This is a genomic window from Mycobacterium sp., assembly GCF_029961025.1.
Classification (GTDB): Bacteria; Actinomycetota; Actinomycetes; order Mycobacteriales; family Mycobacteriaceae; genus Mycobacterium.
This window is the reverse complement of record NZ_JASBVP010000003.1, coordinates 201,246-221,033: the sequence shown is the minus strand read 5'-3', so window position 1 is coordinate 221,033 and position 19,788 is coordinate 201,246. Positions and strand designations below refer to the sequence as shown.

Annotated in this window: 19 protein-coding genes, 1 tRNA gene and 1 pseudogene; 12 read left to right on the top strand and 9 right to left on the bottom strand. The window is 66.6% G+C overall.

The features are described 5' to 3' along the window. Positions 1-75 precede the first annotated feature (75 nt). Positions 76-1,812 (bottom strand): IS1634 family transposase, encoded by a 1,737-nt coding sequence (locus tag QJR12_RS04860; protein WP_300579557.1) that lies wholly within the window; start codon positions 1,810-1,812, stop codon positions 76-78. 384 nt (positions 1,813-2,196) lie between these two features. On the opposite strand from QJR12_RS04860, the gene QJR12_RS04855 reads away from it, so the two are divergent. Beyond that, the gene (locus tag QJR12_RS04855; RefSeq protein ID WP_300579556.1) at positions 2,197-2,439 is read left to right on the top strand and encodes a DUF1778 domain-containing protein; all 243 of its coding nucleotides are present in this window, start codon (positions 2,197-2,199) and stop codon (positions 2,437-2,439) included. Then, positions 2,436-2,792: a type II toxin-antitoxin system PemK/MazF family toxin gene (locus QJR12_RS04850; RefSeq protein WP_300579555.1), complete on the top strand. Its 357-nt coding sequence runs from the start codon at positions 2,436-2,438 to the stop codon at positions 2,790-2,792. Before QJR12_RS04855 ends, QJR12_RS04850 begins: the two co-directional genes overlap by 4 nt. A 157-nt stretch (positions 2,793-2,949) precedes the next feature. On the opposite strand, the gene purD is transcribed toward QJR12_RS04850, so the two are convergent. Further along, positions 2,950-4,218, bottom strand: a complete 1,269-nt coding sequence (purD, locus tag QJR12_RS04845; RefSeq protein WP_300579554.1) for a phosphoribosylamine--glycine ligase — start codon at positions 4,216-4,218, stop codon at positions 2,950-2,952. Positions 4,219-4,308: 90 nt separating this feature from the next. Between purD and QJR12_RS04840 the strand changes: the two genes are divergently transcribed. From QJR12_RS04840 to QJR12_RS04830, 3 genes are all read left to right on the top strand, one after another. Beyond that, positions 4,309-4,758: an HIT family protein gene (locus tag QJR12_RS04840; protein WP_300579553.1), complete on the top strand. Its 450-nt coding sequence runs from the start codon at positions 4,309-4,311 to the stop codon at positions 4,756-4,758. 77 nt (positions 4,759-4,835) lie between these two features. Beyond that, a complete protein-coding gene (locus QJR12_RS04835) occupies positions 4,836-5,585 on the top strand; it encodes a hypothetical protein (protein WP_300579552.1) in 750 nt (249 codons plus the stop codon). A gap of 19 nt (positions 5,586-5,604) precedes the next feature. Further along, a tRNA-Thr gene (locus tag QJR12_RS04830) sits at positions 5,605-5,679 on the top strand. A 286-nt stretch (positions 5,680-5,965) separates the two neighbouring features. On the opposite strand, the pseudogene QJR12_RS04825 reads toward QJR12_RS04830, so the two are convergent. After that, positions 5,966-6,372 (bottom strand): annotated as a pseudogene (locus QJR12_RS04825) (IS110 family transposase); the annotation flags it as partial. A gap of 15 nt (positions 6,373-6,387) precedes the next feature. Here QJR12_RS04825 and QJR12_RS04820 point away from each other — a divergent pair. After that, positions 6,388-6,657, top strand: coding sequence for a hypothetical protein (locus QJR12_RS04820; RefSeq protein ID WP_300579645.1), 270 nt, complete (start codon positions 6,388-6,390; stop codon positions 6,655-6,657). 315 nt (positions 6,658-6,972) lie between these two features. Beyond that, positions 6,973-8,034 (top strand): IS110 family transposase, encoded by a 1,062-nt coding sequence (locus QJR12_RS04815; protein WP_300579550.1) that lies wholly within the window; start codon positions 6,973-6,975, stop codon positions 8,032-8,034. 70 nt (positions 8,035-8,104) lie between these two features. Here QJR12_RS04815 and QJR12_RS04810 read toward each other — a convergent pair whose 3' ends face one another. Both QJR12_RS04810 and QJR12_RS04805 read right to left on the bottom strand, forming a co-directional pair. Beyond that, a complete protein-coding gene (locus tag QJR12_RS04810; protein WP_300579551.1) occupies positions 8,105-9,838 on the bottom strand; it encodes an IS1634 family transposase in 1,734 nt (577 codons plus the stop codon). A 173-nt stretch (positions 9,839-10,011) separates the two neighbouring features. Beyond that, positions 10,012-11,073, bottom strand: coding sequence for an IS110 family transposase (locus QJR12_RS04805; protein ID WP_300579550.1), 1,062 nt, complete (start codon positions 11,071-11,073; stop codon positions 10,012-10,014). 528 nt (positions 11,074-11,601) lie between these two features. Here QJR12_RS04805 and QJR12_RS04800 point away from each other — a divergent pair. Continuing rightward, positions 11,602-12,660, top strand: coding sequence for a hypothetical protein (locus QJR12_RS04800; protein ID WP_300579549.1), 1,059 nt, complete (start codon positions 11,602-11,604; stop codon positions 12,658-12,660). Beyond that, a complete protein-coding gene (locus tag QJR12_RS04795) occupies positions 12,657-13,448 on the top strand; it encodes a hypothetical protein (protein ID WP_300579548.1) in 792 nt (263 codons plus the stop codon). The genes QJR12_RS04800 and QJR12_RS04795 overlap by 4 nt, the downstream gene beginning before the upstream one ends. A 181-nt stretch (positions 13,449-13,629) precedes the next feature. On the opposite strand, the gene QJR12_RS04790 is transcribed toward QJR12_RS04795, so the two are convergent. The 4 genes from QJR12_RS04790 to QJR12_RS04775 form a co-directional block, all read right to left on the bottom strand. Continuing rightward, positions 13,630-14,136: a hypothetical protein gene (locus tag QJR12_RS04790; RefSeq protein WP_300579547.1), complete on the bottom strand. Its 507-nt coding sequence runs from the start codon at positions 14,134-14,136 to the stop codon at positions 13,630-13,632. Then, positions 14,124-14,750, bottom strand: coding sequence for a hypothetical protein (locus tag QJR12_RS04785; protein WP_300579546.1), 627 nt, complete (start codon positions 14,748-14,750; stop codon positions 14,124-14,126). Before QJR12_RS04785 ends, QJR12_RS04790 begins: the two co-directional genes overlap by 13 nt. A gap of 222 nt (positions 14,751-14,972) precedes the next feature. Then, a complete protein-coding gene (locus QJR12_RS04780; protein ID WP_300579545.1) occupies positions 14,973-15,470 on the bottom strand; it encodes an adenosine-specific kinase in 498 nt (165 codons plus the stop codon). Positions 15,471-15,536: 66 nt separating this feature from the next. Beyond that, entirely contained in the window at positions 15,537-15,989 is a 453-nt protein-coding gene (locus QJR12_RS04775; RefSeq protein WP_300579637.1) for a universal stress protein, read from the bottom strand. A 296-nt stretch (positions 15,990-16,285) separates the two neighbouring features. Between QJR12_RS04775 and QJR12_RS04770 the strand changes: the two genes are divergently transcribed. The 3 genes from QJR12_RS04770 to QJR12_RS04760 all read left to right on the top strand — a co-directional run bounded on the left by QJR12_RS04770 (position 16,286) and on the right by QJR12_RS04760 (position 19,751). Continuing rightward, positions 16,286-17,221 carry an alpha/beta hydrolase gene (locus QJR12_RS04770; protein WP_300579636.1) on the top strand — a complete coding sequence of 312 codons (936 nt, stop codon included), beginning with the start codon at positions 16,286-16,288 and terminating at the stop codon, positions 17,219-17,221. A 148-nt stretch (positions 17,222-17,369) separates the two neighbouring features. After that, the gene (locus QJR12_RS04765; RefSeq protein WP_300579635.1) at positions 17,370-18,821 is read left to right on the top strand and encodes an LCP family protein; all 1,452 of its coding nucleotides are present in this window, start codon (positions 17,370-17,372) and stop codon (positions 18,819-18,821) included. A gap of 36 nt (positions 18,822-18,857) precedes the next feature. Further along, entirely contained in the window at positions 18,858-19,751 is an 894-nt protein-coding gene (locus QJR12_RS04760; RefSeq protein WP_300579544.1) for an NAD(P)-dependent oxidoreductase, read from the top strand. The last annotated feature ends 37 nt before the right edge of the window (positions 19,752-19,788 follow it).

The window sequence follows — 19,788 nt, the reverse complement described above, 5'->3', positions numbered from 1 at the left end:
GAAGTTGCGCCTGTTTGGGTGGCTGATCTGGGCTTTGGGCTGGGGATTTGGTGGTTTTTGGTGGGTTGGGTCTGACTACGCGGCGATGGTGAGGGGTATGGTGACCCCGATGAGGTCGAAGGCGCGGCGTTGTTCGGGTGTTGGCTGGGTGAGTGTGTCGATTTCGATGTTGGTGTGGTGGTAGCGGATTCGGTTGCGGGTCAGGGTGCCCAGGTGGTCGAGCAGGGCGCGAAAGCTCCGCGGGGTGCTGTGGGGGGTTTGTTGGCGGGAGGCTTTGGCTTTCGCGGCTGGTGAGCGTTGGGCGGGCGCGACGGGGTTGTCGCGAGCTGGTGGGTGTTCGTCGGTGTAGGTCAGCGGTGCCCAGGTTTTACGCAAGTGCCAGGTCAGATAGCAGGCCAGCAGGCAGATCAGCACGTGGGCTTTGACACGGTCGGACAGCCGGTGGTGGATGGGCCGCAGGTCGAGGTCGTCGGTTTTGATGCTGCGGAAGTCGCGTTCGAGGTGGGCGAGGTTCTTGTAGCTTTGCACCACGGCGGGGGCGTCGAGGTCGGTGGCGGGCACGCAAGTGCGCAGCACGTAGATGCCATCGAGGGCGGCTTCGGCGGCGATGGCGGCCTCATCGCGCCCGTAGGTGAAGCCGGTGTCGGTGATCTGGTAGCGAAAATGCTTGCCCACCTTGTATTGATTGATGACTTTCCCGACGGCTTCTCCGATGCGGGCCGCGCCGGTGAGGGTTCCACGATCGACCCGCTCGGCGATACGGGCCAGCAGCGCCTGGGTCGCGGCCAACAGTTCGGCGCGTTTGCGGGCGCGCTCGGCGGCCAGGGCGGGGTTGCGGCAGGCGATCAGCCGCTCGCCCGGGTAGTCGGGGTGGGTGATCTCGGCGAGGTCTTGGATGTCGAACAGGCTCATCTGCAGCGGCCCGTCGTCGGCGGCGAGTTTGGCGATCGCCGGGGCGCGCAGCGCGGTGATCCACCCGAACCCGGCGCCGGTGTCGTTGAGTTTTTTGATCGCCTCGATGCGCGCGCGGGTGATCATCCCGCGATCACCGATCAGCACCAGCTGGGTCAGCCCAAACCTGGTTCGGATGACGTCGACGATCTCGGTGAAGGCGAGCGGGTCGGCGGTGTCGCCGGGAAACACCCGCACCGCCACCGGACGCCCGGCCGCATCGGTAAGCACCCCGTAGGTGATCTGGGGAAGTCCCTTTTTGCGGTCGCGGGAATACCCGCGGGCGGCCAACTCGCAGCAGCGCCCGGTCACCCACGAGCTGGTCAGGTCAAACAACGCCATACGCGACGGGTTCACATCGCGACCAAGGTGTTTGGCGACAAGCTTTTTTTCGATCACGTCTTGGCGGGCCAGCAGCCAGTCCATCGCGGCATACACCTCGTCGGTGGATGCGCCGGCAATGGCCAGGTCGGCTCCCAGCGTGGTGTCAGCCCAGCGCGACAGCGTCGCCAGCTTAGAGCCCGGGTGAATCACCCGGGAGATGATCAATCCCAGCACGAGATCGCGGGACCGGCAGGGCGGTCCCAAAAGCGCCGGCAAGCCAAGCTGGCGGGCCATCGCCGCCACGGCGGCCACATGCCCGTGCGGCAGCGCCCGCGTCACCGTGAATTCATCGTCGGCGGGCACCAGGGTATGCCCCTTCAACGTCGCCTCCAGCGCGGCGATCGCCGCCTGGGGCAGCGTCGACAGATTGGCCACCGTCTCGTTACGCACCTTGGGCCCATCACGGTAGGTGCGGCGCAGCAGCACCGACTCATAGATCCGTTCGCTGCCCTGCTTATCCACGTGAGTCTTCCTCACTCTGACTACGTGGGCCTTCATCGGGCTACGCGGCATAGCCACAAGTGTAAACGCTTCACACCAGAATACTCCGAACAACACACACCTAAATTCGTGACTACATCTTCAGGCCAGGTCCATGCCCAAAATGTCAGCTCAAACGGCTAATCCCCGATCAGAACCGTCGCAACTTCGGGTTAGGCATCACAGGCAGGGCCGTCGATGGCTCCCCGGCGGGCACAGTGCCACGTCGCGCATTACGAGGAAGTCGCCGAGGTCATCGACCAGGCACCACGACGGCCGGCGGACACGACGCACCCGAGCTGATCACACCTGCTCGCTGCTGGATCCTGTTGAGAAACGCACTGGCAAGCCGTGACACGTTGTTGTGTTACGATGCCGTGGGTGGCGGAGACGCTGACGATTCGACTGAACGCCGACGACCGGGCAGTGCTCGAGGCGGCAGCCCGTAGGCAAGGCAAGGGGCTGAGCGCATTCATTCGAGAGATGGCCGAAGCCGCGGCACGGCAGGTGCGGCGGGAGACGATTCTGGCAGACGGGGATCGCGTGATGGCTCACCTGGCCAAGCACCCCGAAGCGCAAAGCGAGCTCGATGAGCTCGGGACGCCGCAGGCCGACCTGCCATGAGTCGGCCCGCGGCCGGAACCATCGTGGTAGTTGATTGGCGGGGCGGCGCGTTGCCGCACGAGCCCAGCAGCCTGCGTCCCGCAGTCGTCGTTGAGGACCACGAGTTGTTTCCGGACGAATACCCCAACATGCTGGTAGTTCCGTTGACCCGCGACGAGGGACTGGCGCACAGGTCGTTCGCCGAGCGCATCGAGCCGACGGTCGAAAACGGAGTCGATGCGACGTGTTGGGCGTTGGCCCATCACGTCACCAGCGTGTCGCTGCGGCGCGTCGACCCCACCGACTCGCGGATTACCGCGGCGCAGTTGGCGAGCATCCGCAAACGCATCACGGTCGCGATAGCCGCCGCCTGACACCGTCCCGCTCGTAGACCGGGAGGACGGATTCTGGCAGTCGTCGCAACACGTCCTGTCGCGCGCGGAATCGCTCGTCCGTGTTGAGCGTGACGGGCTCGAGGCGGTGGCGAGCGCTGGTACGGGCCGGCATGCTCACGCATCAAGGGCATGTTAGTTAGACGCGAATCTTGCCTTCGGCGGCAGCCAGCGCGATGTCAGTGCGAAAATGCCCGCCAGGCAATCGAATTGAACCAAGCTTTGCATAGGCGTCCGCGCGCGCTGCGGCCAGATCAGGGCCGGTACCCACCACCGACAACACCCGCCCGCCCGTCGACACGACCGCGCCGTCGTCGCGCCGCGCCGTGCCCGCGTGCAACACCCCGTCGGCCTCCCAGCCGACGATGACGTCACCGACCCGTGGTCGTCCCGGATAGTTTTCCGCCGCCAGCACCACCGTCACGGCGGCGCCGTCGCGCCAGCGCGGTTCCCCGAACCCCGCCAGCGTGCCGGTGGCCGCCGCATACAGCAGCTGGCCCAGCGGTGACTCCAGCAGGGCCAGCACCGACTGGGTCTCCGGATCGCCGAAGCGGCAATTGAATTCGAGCACCGCGGGCCCGGTTTCGGTGATCGCGAGGCCGGCATACAGCAGACCGCTAAACGGGCTGCCGCGTCGAACGAGCTCGGCGGCGACCGGTTCGACGATCTCGCTGACGATCTTGTGGCTGAGCTCGGCTGGGAGCCACGGCACCGGGGCGTAGGCGCCCATCCCGCCGGTGTTGGGTCCGGTGTCACCGTCGCCGACCCGTTTGAAGTCCTGCGCGGCCAGCAGCGGGACCACGGTACGCCCGTCGACCACGCAAAACAGCGAAACCTCGGGCCCGTCGAGGTAGCTCTCCAACAGCACGGGGTGGCCGGTGTCCAGCAGTGCGGCGGCGTGGCCGCGCGCGACATCGCGTTTGGGCGTCACCACCACGCCCTTGCCGGCGGCCAGGCGGTCGTCTTTCACCACCCAGGCGGGTTCACCGGCGGCGACCCCGAACCGGTCCAGCGCCGCGTCCAGATGCGCGGGGCTGTCGACGAGCTCGCTGGCGGCGGTGCGCACCCCGGCCGCTGCCATCACCTCCTTGGCGAACGCCTTGGAGCCTTCGATGCGCGCCGCTTCCCGCGACGGCCCGAAGCAGGCGATGCCGGCGTCGCGCACGGCGTCGGCGACCCCGAGCACCAGCGGCATCTCCGGGCCGATGACCACCAGGTCGGCGGCGACGCGGCGAGCGAGCGCGGCAACGGCGTCACCGGAAACGATGTCGACGACGTGCTGCTCGGCGATCAAAGCGGTGCCGGCGTTGCCCGGGGCGACGGCCAGCGCCTCGACGTGAGGATCTCTGCGCAAAGCCAACAGCAGCGCATGTTCACGGGCACCCGAGCCGATCACCAGGACGCGCACACCCGTCACCTTATCGCCGGGCCGGGCCGACGCCCGCCACCTCGCGGGCCCGCTTGACGGGCGCAGCGGCGGGCTACCATGCTCAGGCGCATGGCCACCGTCTTCACCAGAATCATCAACCGCGAATTGCCCGCCCGATTCGTCTACGAAGACGACGAGGTGGTGGCGTTCCTGACGATCGAGCCGATGACCCAGGGCCACACCCTGGTGGTGCCGCGCGCCGAGATCGATCACTGGCAAGACGTCGACAGCGCGACGTTCGGGCGCATCATGGCGGTGGCGCAGCTGATCGGGAAGGCGGTGTGCCGGGCGTTTCACACCGCGCGCGCCGGGGTGATCATCGCCGGGCTGGAGGTGCCGCATCTGCACATCCACGTGTTCCCGGCGCGCAACCTAGCCGACTTCGGCTTCGCCCACGTCGACCGCAACCCGTCACCACAATCACTCGACGAGGCCCAGGCCAAGATCAAGGCGGCGCTCGCCGAGCTCACCTCCACCCAGCTGTCCGGGGTGAGCCCGGACCCCCACACCGGCTCGTAAACCCGGACGTTGTCGCTTCCTCGGCGCGTTCACACCGTCCGGCGTCGGCGGGGGGCCGCCGCGCCTACACTCGGGTGATGACCCTGGTCAAAAGGCTGGTGACGGTGGTGATCACCCCGGCACGAGTGGGCCTCGCCGCCGCGGACGCTGGCTTGACCGCCGCGGCCTCGGCGGTTGACCTGGCACGACGTGCGTTAGGCACGACCGGCCCACCGGCCGCACCGAACGCGATGGCTCATCTGCTGGGGATCGACGACGTGATCGCGCGCGCCCATCAACTGGCGCTGCTGCTGGATCATGACGCCCCGCTGGGACGCGCCCTGGCGCCCGATGGACCGGTGGACCGGCTGCTGCGCCCCGGCGGCGTGCTCGACCTGCTGACCGCGCCGGGGGGTCTGCTCGACCGTTTGACCGAGGAGGGCGGCGCGCTGCAACGTGCCCTGCGGCCCGGCGGGCTGGCGGATCAGCTGCTGGCCGAGGAGGGGCTGATCGAACGGCTTGTCGGCGAGGACGGGCTCGTCGAACGGCTGCTCGCCGAGGGCGGCTTGGTCGATAAGCTGACCGCGAAAAACGGCCCGCTCGAACAGCTCGCCGACGTTGCCGACACCCTGAGCCGACTGGCCCCCGGGATGGAGGCGCTGCAGCCGGCCATCGCCACCCTGCAGGAGGCCGTCATCTCGCTGACCATGGTGGTCAACCCCCTGAGCACCATCGCCGAACGCATCCCGCTGCTGCCGCGGCGACCGGCACGCCGTCCCCCACCACGAACGGTGCCCGCGCCGCGCCTCATCGAGCACGATCGTCCCAGCCCCGACGACACCCTTTAGGCTGGCAGCGGTCAGACCGGCCTCCTTAGCTCAGTGGTAGAGCACTCGCCTTGTAAGCGAGCGGTCGTCAGTTCGATCCTGACAGGAGGCTCCATGCCGCGTCCTACCTGCGCTAACTCTTTTGACCGCACGCCGCAAGGATGTTCGACGGGTGGCTCGGCATCATGAGCGTGTCACAACTTTCTGCAAAGTGGCTGCAGCCGCCTTCAACGCCTCGTTCTCCGCGTGCACCTAAGTGACTCTTCATGCTCTTCATGAGTGACGGTGTAGTCGGGTTTTGAATCCGCCGGTTTCCAGTAGCGATCGGGCGATGTCGTTGGTGGGGTTGCGAAATCCCAGGGCGGATCCTCGGAGGTGTTCGAGGCCGCTGCAGGGGTGTTCGCGGCGTCGAGTTGTCGGTAGATCTGGCGTGCGAGGTAGCGCTTGAGCGAGCGCCGGATCTCTCGCGGGGTGCGCCCTTGCGCTGTGCGCTTGGCGACGTAGGCCCGGGTCTCGGGGTCCATGCGCATGCGCGTGACGACGGCCATGTGGACGGCGCGTTAAGCCGGCGGTCGCCGCCGCGGTTGAGGCGGTGCCGCACGGTGTTACCGGACGAGGCGGGGATCGGGTTGACGCCTGCCAGGCTCGCGAACGCGGCCTTCTAGCGAACTCGCCCGGGGTGCGACCATGCGGCGTAGCCGATCGCGGCGGTAACGGGCCCGATGCCGGGCTTGTCCAGCAGGTCCGCTGCGGGGGTGGCCTCAAAGAGGGCGGTCATCTGCCGGGTAAGGTCGCCCAGTTCTTTGTCGCTGCGCGGACGCGCTTGGCCAAACGTGTGGTGGTGGGGTCGTGTGGGCGAGGTGGGCCGTTCCTCGACACCCTGGCCGAGCCGATCGCCGCCGGCGGCGTCGGCGAGGCCGACTACACCCCAATCCTGCTGGCCGCCCAGCGCGTGATCATCGCCCACCAACCGCCCACCAACAGCGTCGCCGCACCGATTCCAGTGCCGCGCTCACCTGGCCGAGCCCGGCGCGACCCCACCGCGCCCGACGCCGCGTCGCCGCCAAACACCGCCGCCAGATCTGCGCTGTGAGCGCCGGCAGCGGCCTCAACAGTTTCGGGACACCGCAAGTATGGCCCTTAGTCCGAAGTTCCGACTTATATGGCGTGTCGGCGGTTCGTGATCGGGTTGGCCGCCCGTAGCGTGCCGTACCGAACCGGAGGGCCTGACTCGCGAAGTTCCTGTCACCCGCGTTCGGGTTGACTCCAAGGGGGTGTGTCGGGCTCCTCCGGTTCGCGTTCGCGGCGTGACTGAAGAGAGGCGTGACCACAAGTACGTGCAAGGTACTGGAAGTCGGATTGTCCGCCGCGGATCCCCCATCACAACGCGAGAAGGGAATCGTCTTCCATGATCATCATCGGTGTCGATCCACACAAGACCACGCACACCGCCTCCGCGGTGGACCCAGTCACCAACACCAGTCTGGGTTCGCTGCGTATCGACGCCACGCCAGCCGACTACCACCGGATGCTGGTCTGGGCCAAGCAGTGGACACAACGGCAGTGGGCGGTCGAGAACGCCGAAGGCCTGGGTCATCACTTGGCCCAGTGGCTGTTGGCTCGTGGCGAGGTCGTGTTCGACGTGCCGACCACCGCGACCGCCCGAGTGCGTGAACTCTCCCGCGGTGCGCGCCGCAAGAACGACCGCATCGACGCGGCCGGCGCCGCCTGTGTGGCCGCGGCGCAGGGCGACGCCCACCCGGTCGTAACCGAGGATCACGTCGACGCGCTGGCCTTACTCGACGAGCGGCGAAACAATCTGTCCCAGAATAGAACCCGTACCATCAACCAACTACACCGGCTACTACGCGAACTTCTGGCCGGCGGCGTCCCGACCGACTTGACCGCGGCCAAGGCCACTGCAGCACTGCGTACGTTTCGGCCGCACAGCACTCCCGAGCAGGTCCGGGTTCAACTGTGCCGAGACTTGATCGCCGACATCCGCCGGATCGACCAGCAGCTCGCCGACAATCAGGCCGAGGCCACGCGGCTACTCGACGAGCACGGCACGCGACTACGTGAGATCGTCGGCGTCGGCCCGGTGTTGGCAGCCCGCATCCTCGGCCGAACCGGTCACGCCAGCCGGTTTGCTACCGCGGCCGCCTATGCCACCTACAACGGCACCGCTCCCGTCGAGGTCGCCAGCGCCGAACACCAATGCCACCGGCTCAACCGCTACGGCGACCGGCAACTGAACTCCGCCATCCACACCATCGCCGTCGTCCAAGTCCGCATACGCGCAAGCGACGGACGACGCTACTACGACCGCAAGATCGCCGAGGGAAAAGCACCACGAGCGGCGCTGCGCTGCCTCAAACGACACCTATCCAACCAGCTCTGGCGAACCATGATCGCCGACGAATACCGCCGCGGTGGCAAACCCAACAAGCAATCCACGAAGGCCTCTTGACAAACAGAGAGGCACCCCCTGATTTGGAGCGATTTAGTGGCTGAGCTGGGTTTTTGTGATGCTGTACTGACTACGCGAGGCCGTGGCGGTGGGAGACGCCGAGGAGTTCGAAGGCGCGCCGCTGCAGTGCGGTGGGGCTGGTGATCTTGGTGAATGCCGGTGTGTGCTCGGTGGGCTGAATCTGGTTGGCGCAGATGGTGGCCAGGTCGGCAAGCAGGCTGGTGAAACTATGTACGGGGGTGTCGTCGTGGGTGCGTTTACGCGCTGCCTTGGTGAGGGCTTCATCGGAACGTTGGGCGGCGGCGATGGGGTTGGGGCGTTTGGCGGCCGCGGCGGTTTTGTCGTTGTCGACGAACAGGATTGGGGCCAGGGACTGTTTCATATGCCAGCTGATGTAGTAGGACAGCATGCGCAACAACAGGTGCGCGCGCACCCGGTCGTCCAGCCGGTGGCGGATGGGCCGCACGTCCAGTTCGGTGTTAAGGGTGCGGAAAAACCGTTCGACGTCGGCGAGGTCTTTGTAGCGCAGCACGACATCGTCGTGGTCGAGTGTCTGTTTGGGCAGGCTGGTGCGCAGCACATAGATGCCGTCCAGGGCGGCCTCGGCGGCGATCTGATCGTCCTTGCGGGTGAAGGTGAACGAGTCGTCGGTGATCTGGATGTGGAAGTGCTTGGCTACCTTGAACTTGTTGCGCACCGCGCCGACCCGCAGCGCGATCTTGTCTTTGCCGCGTAGCGGCCGGCGCTCGCGGCGGGTGGCCGCGGCGATGATGGCGAGTTCTTTTTCGGTGGCCGCCAGCAGTTCGGCGCGGGTGCGGGCGCGGTCGTCGGCCAACGCGGGGTTGCGGCAGCAGATCAGCCGCTCGCCGGGATAGTCCGGGTGGGTGATCTCGAAGAGGTCTTGCTCATCAAACAGCGTCAGCTGCAGGGCGTCGGTCTCGATGAGGGCCTTGATTTGTGGGGCGCGCAACGCGCTGATCCAATCCAGCTCGGCCGGGCGCAGCTCGCCGCGGATGCGCGCGCTGGTGAGCATGCCCCGATCCCCCACCAGAGCGATCTGGGTCAGCCCGAAGCGGGTCTTGAGCTTGGTGATCTGGGCGGCCAGGGTTTTCGGGTCGGCGGTGTTGCCCTTGAACACCTCAATCGCGATCGGCACTCCGGCGGGAGAGCACAGCAGCCCGTAGACGATCTGCAACCTGCCTTTGACCCCGTCGCGGGCATGCCCGATCGCGCCCAGCGAGCAGGTGCGACCCTCAAACGCCGCCGAGGACACGTCATAAAGTACCAGCGTGCCGTTGGTCAGATGACGTGCGGCCAAAGCGTTTTCGATACCCTCCTGGCGGGCCAGCACCCAGTCCATCGCCGCATAGAGATCGTCCTCATCGCAGCAGGCCACACCCAGCACCTGGCCCAGTGAGCTGGTGGCGGTCTCGGTGCGCAGCCCGCGCGCGGTCCCCAGTTTCGACGTCGGGGCGATCACCTGCGCGGCCAGCATGGCCACTACCAGATCCCGGTTGCGTGACGGGGCCGGGTCGATCAGCTCAGCCACCCCCAGCCGCTGCGCGGTGCCCACCACCGCAGCCACATGCCCGTGCGGCAGGCTGCGGGTGATCTCAAACGCCTCGGAAAGATCACCTGTTGCCGGCAGGCCCTTGAGCGCCCGCTGCAGCCTTTCCACCTTGTGCTCGGGCCAGCGCGACAGGTTGGCCAGCGTGCGGGTTTTCACCTTGCCGCCCTCGCGGTAGCTTTCGCGCAACAGCACCGCCGGCGGTGATCCACGGTTGGGCACCCGCGTGACATACATGATTACTTTCTAGCACAACTTCAGCACGACAACTCTAAAACAGAACAATGACACGCCGAATTGATTCTGAGAATACATGAGTACAACTCTTCGACCACGTGAAGGCGAAACACCTGGTCGCACAGCAGATCGGGCTCCAGAACCCTTATCAGAAGGGGGTGCCTCTCTGTTTGTCAAGAGGCCTTCGTGGATTGCTTGTTGGGTTTGCCACCGCGGCGGTATTCGTCGGCGATCATGGTTCGCCAGAGCTGGTTGGATAGGTGTCGTTTGAGGCAGCGCAGCGCCGCTCGTGGTGCTTTTCCCTCGGCGATCTTGCGGTCGTAGTAGCGTCGTCCGTCGCTTGCGCGTATGCGGACTTGGACGACGGCGATGGTGTGGATGGCGGAGTTCAGTTGCCGGTCGCCGTAGCGGTTGAGCCGGTGGCATTGGTGTTCGGCGCTGGCGACCTCGACGGGAGCGGTGCCGTTGTAGGTGGCATAGGCGGCCGCGGTAGCAAACCGGCTGGCGTGACCGGTTCGGCCGAGGATGCGGGCTGCCAACACCGGGCCGACGCCGACGATCTCACGTAGTCGCGTGCCGTGCTCGTCGAGTAGCCGCGTGGCCTCGGCCTGATTGTCGGCGAGCTGCTGGTCGATCCGGCGGATGTCGGCGATCAAGTCTCGGCACAGTTGAACCCGGACCTGCTCGGGAGTGCTGTGCGGCCGAAACGTACGCAGTGCTGCAGTGGCCTTGGCCGCGGTCAAGTCGGTCGGGACGCCGCCGGCCAGAAGTTCGCGTAGTAGCCGGTGTAGTTGGTTGATGGTACGGGTTCTATTCTGGGACAGATTGTTTCGCCGCTCGTCGAGTAAGGCCAGCGCGTCGACGTGATCCTCGGTTACGACCGGGTGGGCGTCGCCCTGCGCCGCGGCCACACAGGCGGCGCCGGCCGCGTCGATGCGGTCGTTCTTGCGGCGCGCACCGCGGGAGAGTTCACGCACTCGGGCGGTCGCGGTGGTCGGCACGTCGAACACGACCTCGCCACGAGCCAACAGCCACTGGGCCAAGTGATGACCCAGGCCTTCGGCGTTCTCGACCGCCCACTGCCGTTGTGTCCACTGCTTGGCCCAGACCAGCATCCGGTGGTAGTCGGCTGGCGTGGCGTCGATACGCAGCGAACCCAGACTGGTGTTGGTGACTGGGTCCACCGCGGAGGCGGTGTGCGTGGTCTTGTGTGGATCGACACCGATGATGATCATGGAAGACGATTCCCTTCTCGCGTTGTGATGGGGGATCCGCGGCGGACAATCCGACTTCCAGTACCTTGCACGTACTTGTGGTCACGCCTCTCTTCAGTCACGCCGCGAACGCGAACCGGAGGAGCCCGACACACCCCCTTGGAGTCAACCCGAACGCGGGTGACAGGAACTTCGCGAGTCAGGCCCTCCGGTTCGGTACGGCACGCTACGGGCGGCCAACCCGATCACGAACCGCCGACACGCCATATAAGTCGGAACTTCGGACTAGTTCGAGCAACCGACGGCTGGCGCTCCGGCGCGCCGTTTACTGTGGCGGGTCACTTCCCGCAGCGTGGAGGATTGGTGGAGCATCTTCGGAGCGATTTGATACCCCCACAGGGTATATCCGCAAACGCAGAGGGCAGACAAAAACTCGCCTGAGCTGCGGTTTTGGCAGTCAGAGTTTCACACCCCCGGAGCCCGCTGATTAATAATGGCAGGCTCGACGCCTTGGCAATATTCACTGAATGAGCTATATTCACACTCGTTGTGAATATACCGCAGATCCTGAATATCGAGGGGCCCCTGGAACGGGAGGCCCTCGGCATTCTCCGGGAGATCCTCGGTGTTACGACCGAGCCCACTGTAGGCGGTCGCCAACCGCCGGATATCGTGGTGCGCGCTGGAGACGTGTCTCATGTTGTCGAGGTGAAAGCACAGCGCGCGACGAACGCCGCCGGCGCCCGCCAGCTCATCGAATACGCCCGTCACCTTCCGGACGACGCGCACTTGCTACTCGTGGCTCGAACCACGACCCAGGAGGCGCGGCGCCTCCTGGAGGATGCCGGCGTGGCTGTCATTGACGCTCAAGGCAACATGCGCGTCAAGCTCCCTGGAATATTCGTGTGGACAGAGGGGCGCCCAACACCCGCCACGCGCGAAAAGCAGGGTGAACCACCAGTCAAGCTCACCGGCAAGGCCGGAATAGCCGCGCAGGCTCTCCTGCGTGAGCCGACGCGCTGGTGGCAGGTTCATGACCTAGCGGTCGCTGCGCACATTTCGGTGGGCCTAGCACATCGGGTCTTCGCCCGCCTAGAGCGGGACCAACTCGTCGACGTCGAAGGAGCTGGGCCCAAGCGTATTCGTCGCGTCTCTAACCCGACAGCGCTGCTAGACCTGTGGGCCGAGGAGATGCGTGATCGCCGGGTCACGCAGGTCCGTGCATTTCGCCTCGCACGTGACACACGTGCTCACGCAGGGAGCCTCAGCGACCTCCTGACAGAAGCGAAGGTCGATCATGCGGTGACCGGAGCGGCCGGCGCGGCACGCCTCGCTCCATTCATAACGTCAATTCCAGTCATCGACATCTGGATCACGGAGACCGTTGTGCTCGCCGAGGCTGCGAAGGTCGTGGGCGCGGAAATCGTTAATGAGGGCCACAATGTTCTGTTACGGCAAGCGGCGGGCGACGCGCCCCTCGTCTTCCGCACCGTGGTGGACAGGGTGTGTACGGTCAATCCCTTCCGGTTGTACTTCGACCTGCGCCAGGACCCGCGGCGCGGGCGCGAGCAGGCGGACCGGCTCCGTGAGGAGGTCATCGGCTTTTGAGCAAGCGCCACCAAAGCGACTACGACGAGGCGACGACAGCCCGTTGTGAACGAGTCCTCGTCACCCTACTGGGCGACATTGGTCCGTGGCGCGACCGCGTGTATCTCGCTGGCGGTCTCGCGCCCCGCTACATTGTCGGCAGTCTTCCCGAGGGCGCGCGGCCTCACGTCGGCACGACGGACATCGATCTCGTGATCGGGCTGGCCGTCGGGGACGAGAGCCCCGAGGCGTATCGGACGTTCGAGAACAACCTGAAGAAGGCCGGGTTCAGCGCGGAGCACTCATTCCGGTGGACGAAGGCCGTGGAGGGCGTCACCGTTATTGTGGAGTTCCTCTGTGAGACCGACCGGGTCGATCCAGGGCAGATCTTCAAGCCCAAGCAAGCCATGGGGTCTGGTCTCGGCGCGTTCAACGTGCGCGGTGCGCAGCTCGTCACGCGGGACTACTTCGAGTGCGAGATCGAAGCGGAGCGGCTCGATGATGGGGGGCAGTCACGGGCCACCGTGCGCGTTGCCAACATCCTCTCGTACGTGGTCCTGAAGATCCTTGCCTTCCAGGACCGCCACGACAACAAGGACTCGTACGACCTGATCTACTGCTTGCTGAATTTCCAGGACGGTCCCAGGGACGCTGGCCGGGCCGCGGCGCAGAGCGCAGTCCACACGGCCGACACCTGCAGCTCGGCGGCGATCTCCTCGTTGGTCTTGCCCGCCGAGGCCAACTCGTCGGCTCGACGCAGCTTGCGCACAATGCCCTCGGCGGAATGCGTCTTCCGGCCAGCCATGTAATTCATCGCCCCTTTCAGCCCCCACCCGGGGCCACAGGACTCTAAAAAAACAAGGCGGACGCGATCATCCGGCTGACACGCCAGGGTTCCCGGGTGCCGAAGGCTATTTTCTGGGTGCCCATCACAACACCGCCGTAAGCCGAGAAGCGTAGTTGAGCATCATTAGACGCGTAACGCCGCCGTTAGAGGTCTCGGAATTTGATTTTCTTGCGTCGACTGCGGCGCGACCCGCACTTCACGTCGACACGAAAGGCTTTGTCGAGCGCCACCTTCGTCGAACCTCCCGCCGGAGTACGCAGTTCGAACTCGAACAGTCGTGCGACACGCTTGGCCAGAACTGTTGGCTTGTTCGGGGTCGGCAGATCCACTCCCCAAGGAACGGCAGGAAGCGACTGCTGTCGCCATTTGCGAGTGAACGTCCGCTTGAAGAACCCCGGCACCCGGTACAGCATGATCTTCTCGACGTGGCGGTCAAAGCCGAAGCTGCGATTCTTTACCGTTAACCGCATCCACGTCTTGCCGCCCTCGTGCCAGTAGATGGGCTTCTGCACGGCCGCCGGGTGAATGATGCCGACGAAGAGGGAGAACAGGCTGATGAAGGCGAGGGTCGAGGCGGGAATCCCAAGGATCTTGCTCCAGTCGAAACCACTAGCGACCGCTGTGACTCCAGCGGCGATTACGACGGGCATGCGCATCCCCTAAGGAGGTAGAGGCCGTCTTGTGGGACGACCACGACGTCTGCCGAGCAACCCGCGCCGCAGCCATGGTTGGCACAGCGTCCGCGATACGGGGCGCCTGGCTCGTCGACATCTTCGCGGACGCAGACCGCGGTGGTGATGTGCATGGGTTTACGCCGCCGAAAGCCGTATTTGGTGAGGGCAAAGCCGGTGGAGAAGCTTCGCATCTGGACGCGGTTACCCGTGCATACCAAGGCACACACCCTGATGGTCAGTTCGGGATCGTTATCGCCGGGGAGTAACGCGTATTTGCCATCCTCGGTGCTCCACAGTTCCCACCACGTCTGCTGCTCGCGATCATTCGATTCGCCTCGGCGGAATTCCGCTGCGCCCAACAAGAACTCGACTTCCTGTTGGCTAAGAATGGGCACACCGACGTGCCCCTCGGTCCGGGCTTCAGCGAACGGCGCGGTGATGAAGAACGCGTCGAAAGCTGTCTGATTGAGATACCGGTGCCACTCCTCGGGTATTGGCCGGAGAGCCCGTGACCGCAAACCAGCCACCAGGGCTGGCCCCTCGCGTCGCCGTTGGGCGACATCATAGAACGCCGCCGAAACACTCGTCACATGGTCACCTCTTACTTGCTTTCCGGGCTTCATCGGCTTGAACGGTCTTGTTCTCAGACGGGACAGTTGTCCCGGTTGGGGTAATCTCGTGGCCCACATCAGCTCCCCCAACCGGGATTACGCAGCGAAGGTTAACAGCAATCTTCGCGTAGCTCTTCGCCTGGCGACGAGTGCTGGGGGTAGCCAGGCACCGGGATTCGAGCCGGCTCACGCCTCCGGCACTCAAAGCTTGTAACCGATGGCGCGCAGCAGGTCGTGCCGGTCGGCCGCGTCACGGTCGGTCTCCACCCCGAGGGGTGTCTCGCCGTCGACAACGGCCACGATGCCGCGGCCGCGCGGCGTCACCGCGACCACGATGTCGACCGGATTGGCCGTGGCGCAGTAGATCGTGCACACCTCCGGCACCGCCTTAAGCGGGTTGAGGACGTTGACCGGGAACCCCTCGCGGATGAAAATCACGAAACAGTGCCCGGCCGCGATGGCCAGCGCATTGCGGACCGCCAGTTGGACCAGCTCGTCGTCGTTGCCGGTGCGGCGAACCAACCGCGGCCCGGACGCCTCACAAAACGCCAGCCCGAACCGCAGTGACGAACCCACCCCGACCATCGCCTCGTGCAGGTCTTCCACCGTTTTGATGAAGTGCGCCTGCCCGATCACGACGTTGACATCGTCCGGCTTCTCGATGGAAACCACATCCCAGGACAGCGCGGTCGTCACCACACCTATGCTGCCATCGACACGCTGCGGCCGTGGGCAGACTCGCGGCAACGATCAGCGCCGAGCCGGTCAGCCGGTGGTGTGAACGATCAGCACGTCGGCCTTGGCCGTGCTGGCAACGCTCGCGGGGACCGAGAAAACCCGCGCAATGAGCGCCGATCGCGCGTCCAGGCCCACGTTGCCGACCACCAGCAGGTCGGCGTGCACCTCTTCGGCCAGGTCCACCAGCGCGTGTACCGGCGTCTCCTGGATCGGCCGTTCCTCGATATCCTTCGCCCCGGCCGCCTTGGCCCGGTCACGGGCCTCACGCAGGATCGCGTAGACCGGCGCGTTGCCGCGCACCTTGTAGGCCTCGTCTCCGAGGATGTCGGCGGCGCGCAAATCTTCCTTCTGGGGAAGGTACCCCGTGGCGATGATCAGCTTCGCGTTGGACTCCGCGGCAATCTGGCCCGCGCGGTCGACCGCGCGCAGCGACGACTCCGAGCCGTCGGTACCGACGACCACAGTCCGGTAAGTCTTCATCCACCCTCCCTGGCCCCGTCTGCACTGCCCGTTGAAGACGGTAACGCTTTGCTGCGTGTGCACCCGCCAATTCCCGTGAAATGCCCGTCCGCGAGCCCCAAAGATCGAGCGCGATGCCCGAAGCGGACTCCGCGGGCCGCACCACCGACTCCCCGCCGGCCTCGACCCGCAGGCATGAGCCGAGCACGACGCCCGCCGCTAAGCGCCGGGTTTCGATCGCCGGTTAACGTTGGGTGCCCGCCGCCGCGGCAACCCATGCGATCACCCGCTCCACCACACCCGACATTTCCGAAACGATGAAACTGAGCAACCCCCTGCGACACCCCTTCCGGGTACCGCGCGTCGAAAAGCCCGGCGCGGAAGGCCGCTTTCACCTGCCCGACGGTCGCCGGCTGGGCTACGCGGAATTCGGCGACCCCGCCGGCGCGGTGGTGCTGTGGTTTCACGGCACGCTGGGCGCCCGGCGCCAGTTCCCGCTGGCAGGCCGGCGCGCCGCCGAGAAGCTCGGCCTGCGGGTCGTCGTCGTGGAGCGGCCCGGCTCGGGTCTGTCCGACGCGCATCGCTACCACGCGGTGGTCGACTGGGCCGCCGACATGGCCGAGGTGAGCGATCAACTCGGCGCCGAGCGGCTGGGGGTGGTGGGCCTGTCCGGCGGCGGGCCCTACGCCCTGGCCTGCGGGGCGATACCCCCGCTGGTGGCCCGCGTGGCCGCGGTGGCGGTCCTGGATGGCGTGGTCCCATCGGTGGGCCCCGACGCCACCGCCGGCGGCGTCGTCGAGGTTGCCCGCCGCTTCGCCCCGGTGCTGTCGGGATTGCGCCGGCCGCTGGGAGCGCTGAGCACCGCGCTGGCGGCCCCGCTCATCCCCGTCGCGCATTACGCCTACCGGGGCTACGCCGGTTTCTGGCCCCCGGAGGATCGGCGGGTGCTCGCCGACCCGGAAATCGAGGCGATTTTCGTCGATGACATGCTCAACGTCATCCACGGTCGCTTCCAGGGCATGATCGACGACGTGCGGCTGTTCGGCCGGGACTGGGGTTTTCGGTTGACCGACGTCAAAGTGCCGGTCCGGTGGTGGCACGGCGACGCCGACCCGCTGGTGCCGCTGGCCGCCGTTGAGGCGGCCGTCTCGCGCCTGCAAGACGCCGAACTCACCCGGCGCTGCGGCGAGAGCCACCTCGGCGGCTTCGCCAGCATCGGTCAGGTCCTGCAGTTCCTCCGCGCATTCCTCTAATCAGCTCTAATCAGCGCCAGCGGTCGGGTGTGACGCGTATGGCACAGTCGAAACTGTGGTGGAGAATCCAACGCGATCCCGCGGCCGGCATCGCCGCCGGGGGGGCGGGCCCGTCGCCCGGACCCCGAGCAGGCTGGCCCGCACCGGGATGGCGCTGGTGTCGGCCGCGGCACTGGCGCTCACCGGCACGGGTTGGTGGCTGGCCCACGGTGCGCTGAGCGGGATCACGGTTTCGCAGGCGCTGGGTGCCGACGCCCCGCGCCCCAGCGACGGCCCGGTGAACATCCTGCTCATCGGACTGGACTCACGAAAAGACCAAAACGGCAACGCCCTGCCCTGGTCGATCTTGAAACACCTGCACGCCGGGGATTCCGATGCGGGGGGCTACAACACCAACACGCTGATCCTCGTGCACCTGGGGGCCGACGACACGGTGGTCGCCTTCTCGATTCCCCGCGACGACTGGGTGCCCTTCAGCGGGGTGCCGGGATACCGCCACATCAAGATCAAAGAGGCGTACGGGCTCACCAAGCAATACGTCGAGCAAAAGCTCGTGGATCAGGGGGTGAGCAACCAGAAGGAACTGGAGACCCGGGGCCGGGAAGCCGGCAGGGCGGCGACATTGCGGGCGGTGCGCAACCTGACGGGGGTGCCGATCGACTATTTCGCGGAGATCAACCTCGCCGGTTTCTACGACCTGGCCCAGAGCCTGGGCGGCGTGCAGGTGTGTCTCAAACACCCCGTCTACGACCCGTATTCCGGCGCCGACTTCCCCGCGGGCCGGCAGACACTCGACGCCGCGCAGGCGCTGGCGTTCGTCCGCCAGCGCCAGGGACTGGACAACGGCGACCTGGACCGCACCCATCGCCAACAGGCCTTCCTGGCCTCGGTCATGCGCCAGCTTCAAGACTCCGGGACCTTCACCGACCTCGGCAAGCTCAAGAGCCTGATGGCGGTCGCGCGCAAGGACGTGGTGCTGTCCGCGGGCTGGGACGAGACACTGTTCCGCAGGATCGGCCGGCTCGCGGGCGCCAACGTGCAGTACCGGACGCTGCCCGTGGTCCGTTTCGAGACCATCGACGGTCAAGACGTCAATATCGTCGACCCCGCCGCGATCAAAGCCGAGGTCGCCGCGGCGTTCGGAATCGCCACGCCCCCGACCACCAGCGCCGCCGCGCCGCATCCCGCCATCGTCGTTGACGTGGTCAACGCCGGCAGCACCAGCGGACTTGCCGGCGCGGTGTCGCGCACCCTGAAGAAAAACGGCTACACCACCGGGCAGGTCCGCGACCGTCGCTCCGGCGAACCGACCGCCACCACGATCGAATACGGGGCGGGTGCGGACGCCGACGCGCGCGCTGTGGCGGCGCTGCTGGGCATCGACACCCCCGAGCGTCCGGATTCCGCCGTCAAACCCCGTCACGTCGTGGTCGTCGTCGACGACGACTACGCCCTCCCGTCGTCTCTGCCGTCGCCGGATGCCGACTCAACGGCCTCGACCGGGTCCGGCACCCGTCACCAACAACGCGCCACCACCACCGAGCCCACCCCTGACAGCGGCGCGCCCATCGGCGGCGGCGGCGTGCCCTGCGTGAATTAGCCGCCCGGGGCCGGAAAACACGGCATGGTGGAGGCCATGGACATCGGAGTGATCGGGCTGGGCAACATGGGCCGCGGCATGGCCGCCAACCTGGTCGCCGCCGGCCATCGCGTCACGGTCTACAACCGCACTCCCGGCAAGGCCGACGATCTGGTCCACCAAGGCGCCACCTTGGCGGGCACCATAGCCGAGGCCTGCGGCGGTGACGCGGTGCTCACCATGCTCGCCGACGACCGGGCCGTGGAGACGGTGACCGTCGGCGAGCACGGGATCCTCGCGTCGCTGGCGCCGGGCGCCACCCATGTCTCGTCGAGCACCATCAGCGTCGCGCTCTCCGAACGCCTGGCCGCGGCGCACGCCGCGACCGGCCAGCACTACGTCGCCGCACCGGTGTTCGGCCGGCCCGAAGCGGCTGCTGCCGGGAGGCTTTTCGTCCTCGCCGCCGGTGCTCCGCAGGCCTTGGAACCGTTGACGCCGCTGTTCGACGCGATCGGCCAGCGGACCTTCGTGGTCTCCGAGCACCAGCCCGCCGCCAACCTGGTGAAGCTCTGCGGCAACCTCCTCATCGCCTCGGCCATCGAGTCGCTCGGCGAGACGATAGCCCTGGTCACCAAGGCCGGTGTCGACCCGCTGCAGTACGTCGACATCCTCACCTCAAGCCTGTTCAGCGCCCCGGCCTACCAGACCTACGGCGGGTTGATCGCGCGGGAGCAGTTCGAACCCGCCGGCTTCGCCGCGGCGCTGGGGCTCAAAGACATCCGGTTAGCGCTGGCCGCCGCCGAGGAGCTGCGAGTGCCGCTGCCGGTGGCCAGCCTGCTGCGCGACCGCTTCCTGGCGCTGCTGGCCGCCGATCGGGGGCACCTGGATTGGTCGGCGATTTCCACGCTTGCCGGCCGCGACGCGGGCATGCTCTCCGGCCGCTCCGCGTGAGCCGCTGACCCCGGCCGGCCCGTTCACCCGGAGTTTC

Coding starts and splice junctions, on each gene's coding strand:
- QJR12_RS04775 (WP_300579637.1), bottom strand. CDS start 15,989: ATGAAGACTTACCGGACTGTGGTCGTCGGTACCGACGGCTCGGAGTCG.
- QJR12_RS04790 (WP_300579547.1), bottom strand. CDS start 14,136: ATGCCCGTCGTAATCGCCGCTGGAGTCACAGCGGTCGCTAGTGGTTTC.
- QJR12_RS04805 (WP_300579550.1), bottom strand. CDS start 11,073: ATGATCATCATCGGTGTCGATCCACACAAGACCACGCACACCGCCTCC.
- QJR12_RS04760 (WP_300579544.1), top strand. CDS start 18,858: ATGGACATCGGAGTGATCGGGCTGGGCAACATGGGCCGCGGCATGGCC.
- QJR12_RS04765 (WP_300579635.1), top strand. CDS start 17,370: ATGGCGCTGGTGTCGGCCGCGGCACTGGCGCTCACCGGCACGGGTTGG.
- QJR12_RS04770 (WP_300579636.1), top strand. CDS start 16,286: ATGAAACTGAGCAACCCCCTGCGACACCCCTTCCGGGTACCGCGCGTC.
- QJR12_RS04835 (WP_300579552.1), top strand. CDS start 4,836: ATGACCCTGGTCAAAAGGCTGGTGACGGTGGTGATCACCCCGGCACGA.
- QJR12_RS04815 (WP_300579550.1), top strand. CDS start 6,973: ATGATCATCATCGGTGTCGATCCACACAAGACCACGCACACCGCCTCC.
- QJR12_RS04840 (WP_300579553.1), top strand. CDS start 4,309: ATGGCCACCGTCTTCACCAGAATCATCAACCGCGAATTGCCCGCCCGA.
- QJR12_RS04850 (WP_300579555.1), top strand. CDS start 2,436: ATGAGTCGGCCCGCGGCCGGAACCATCGTGGTAGTTGATTGGCGGGGC.
- QJR12_RS04810 (WP_300579551.1), bottom strand. CDS start 9,838: ATGTATGTCACGCGGGTGCCCAACCGTGGATCACCGCCGGCGGTGCTG.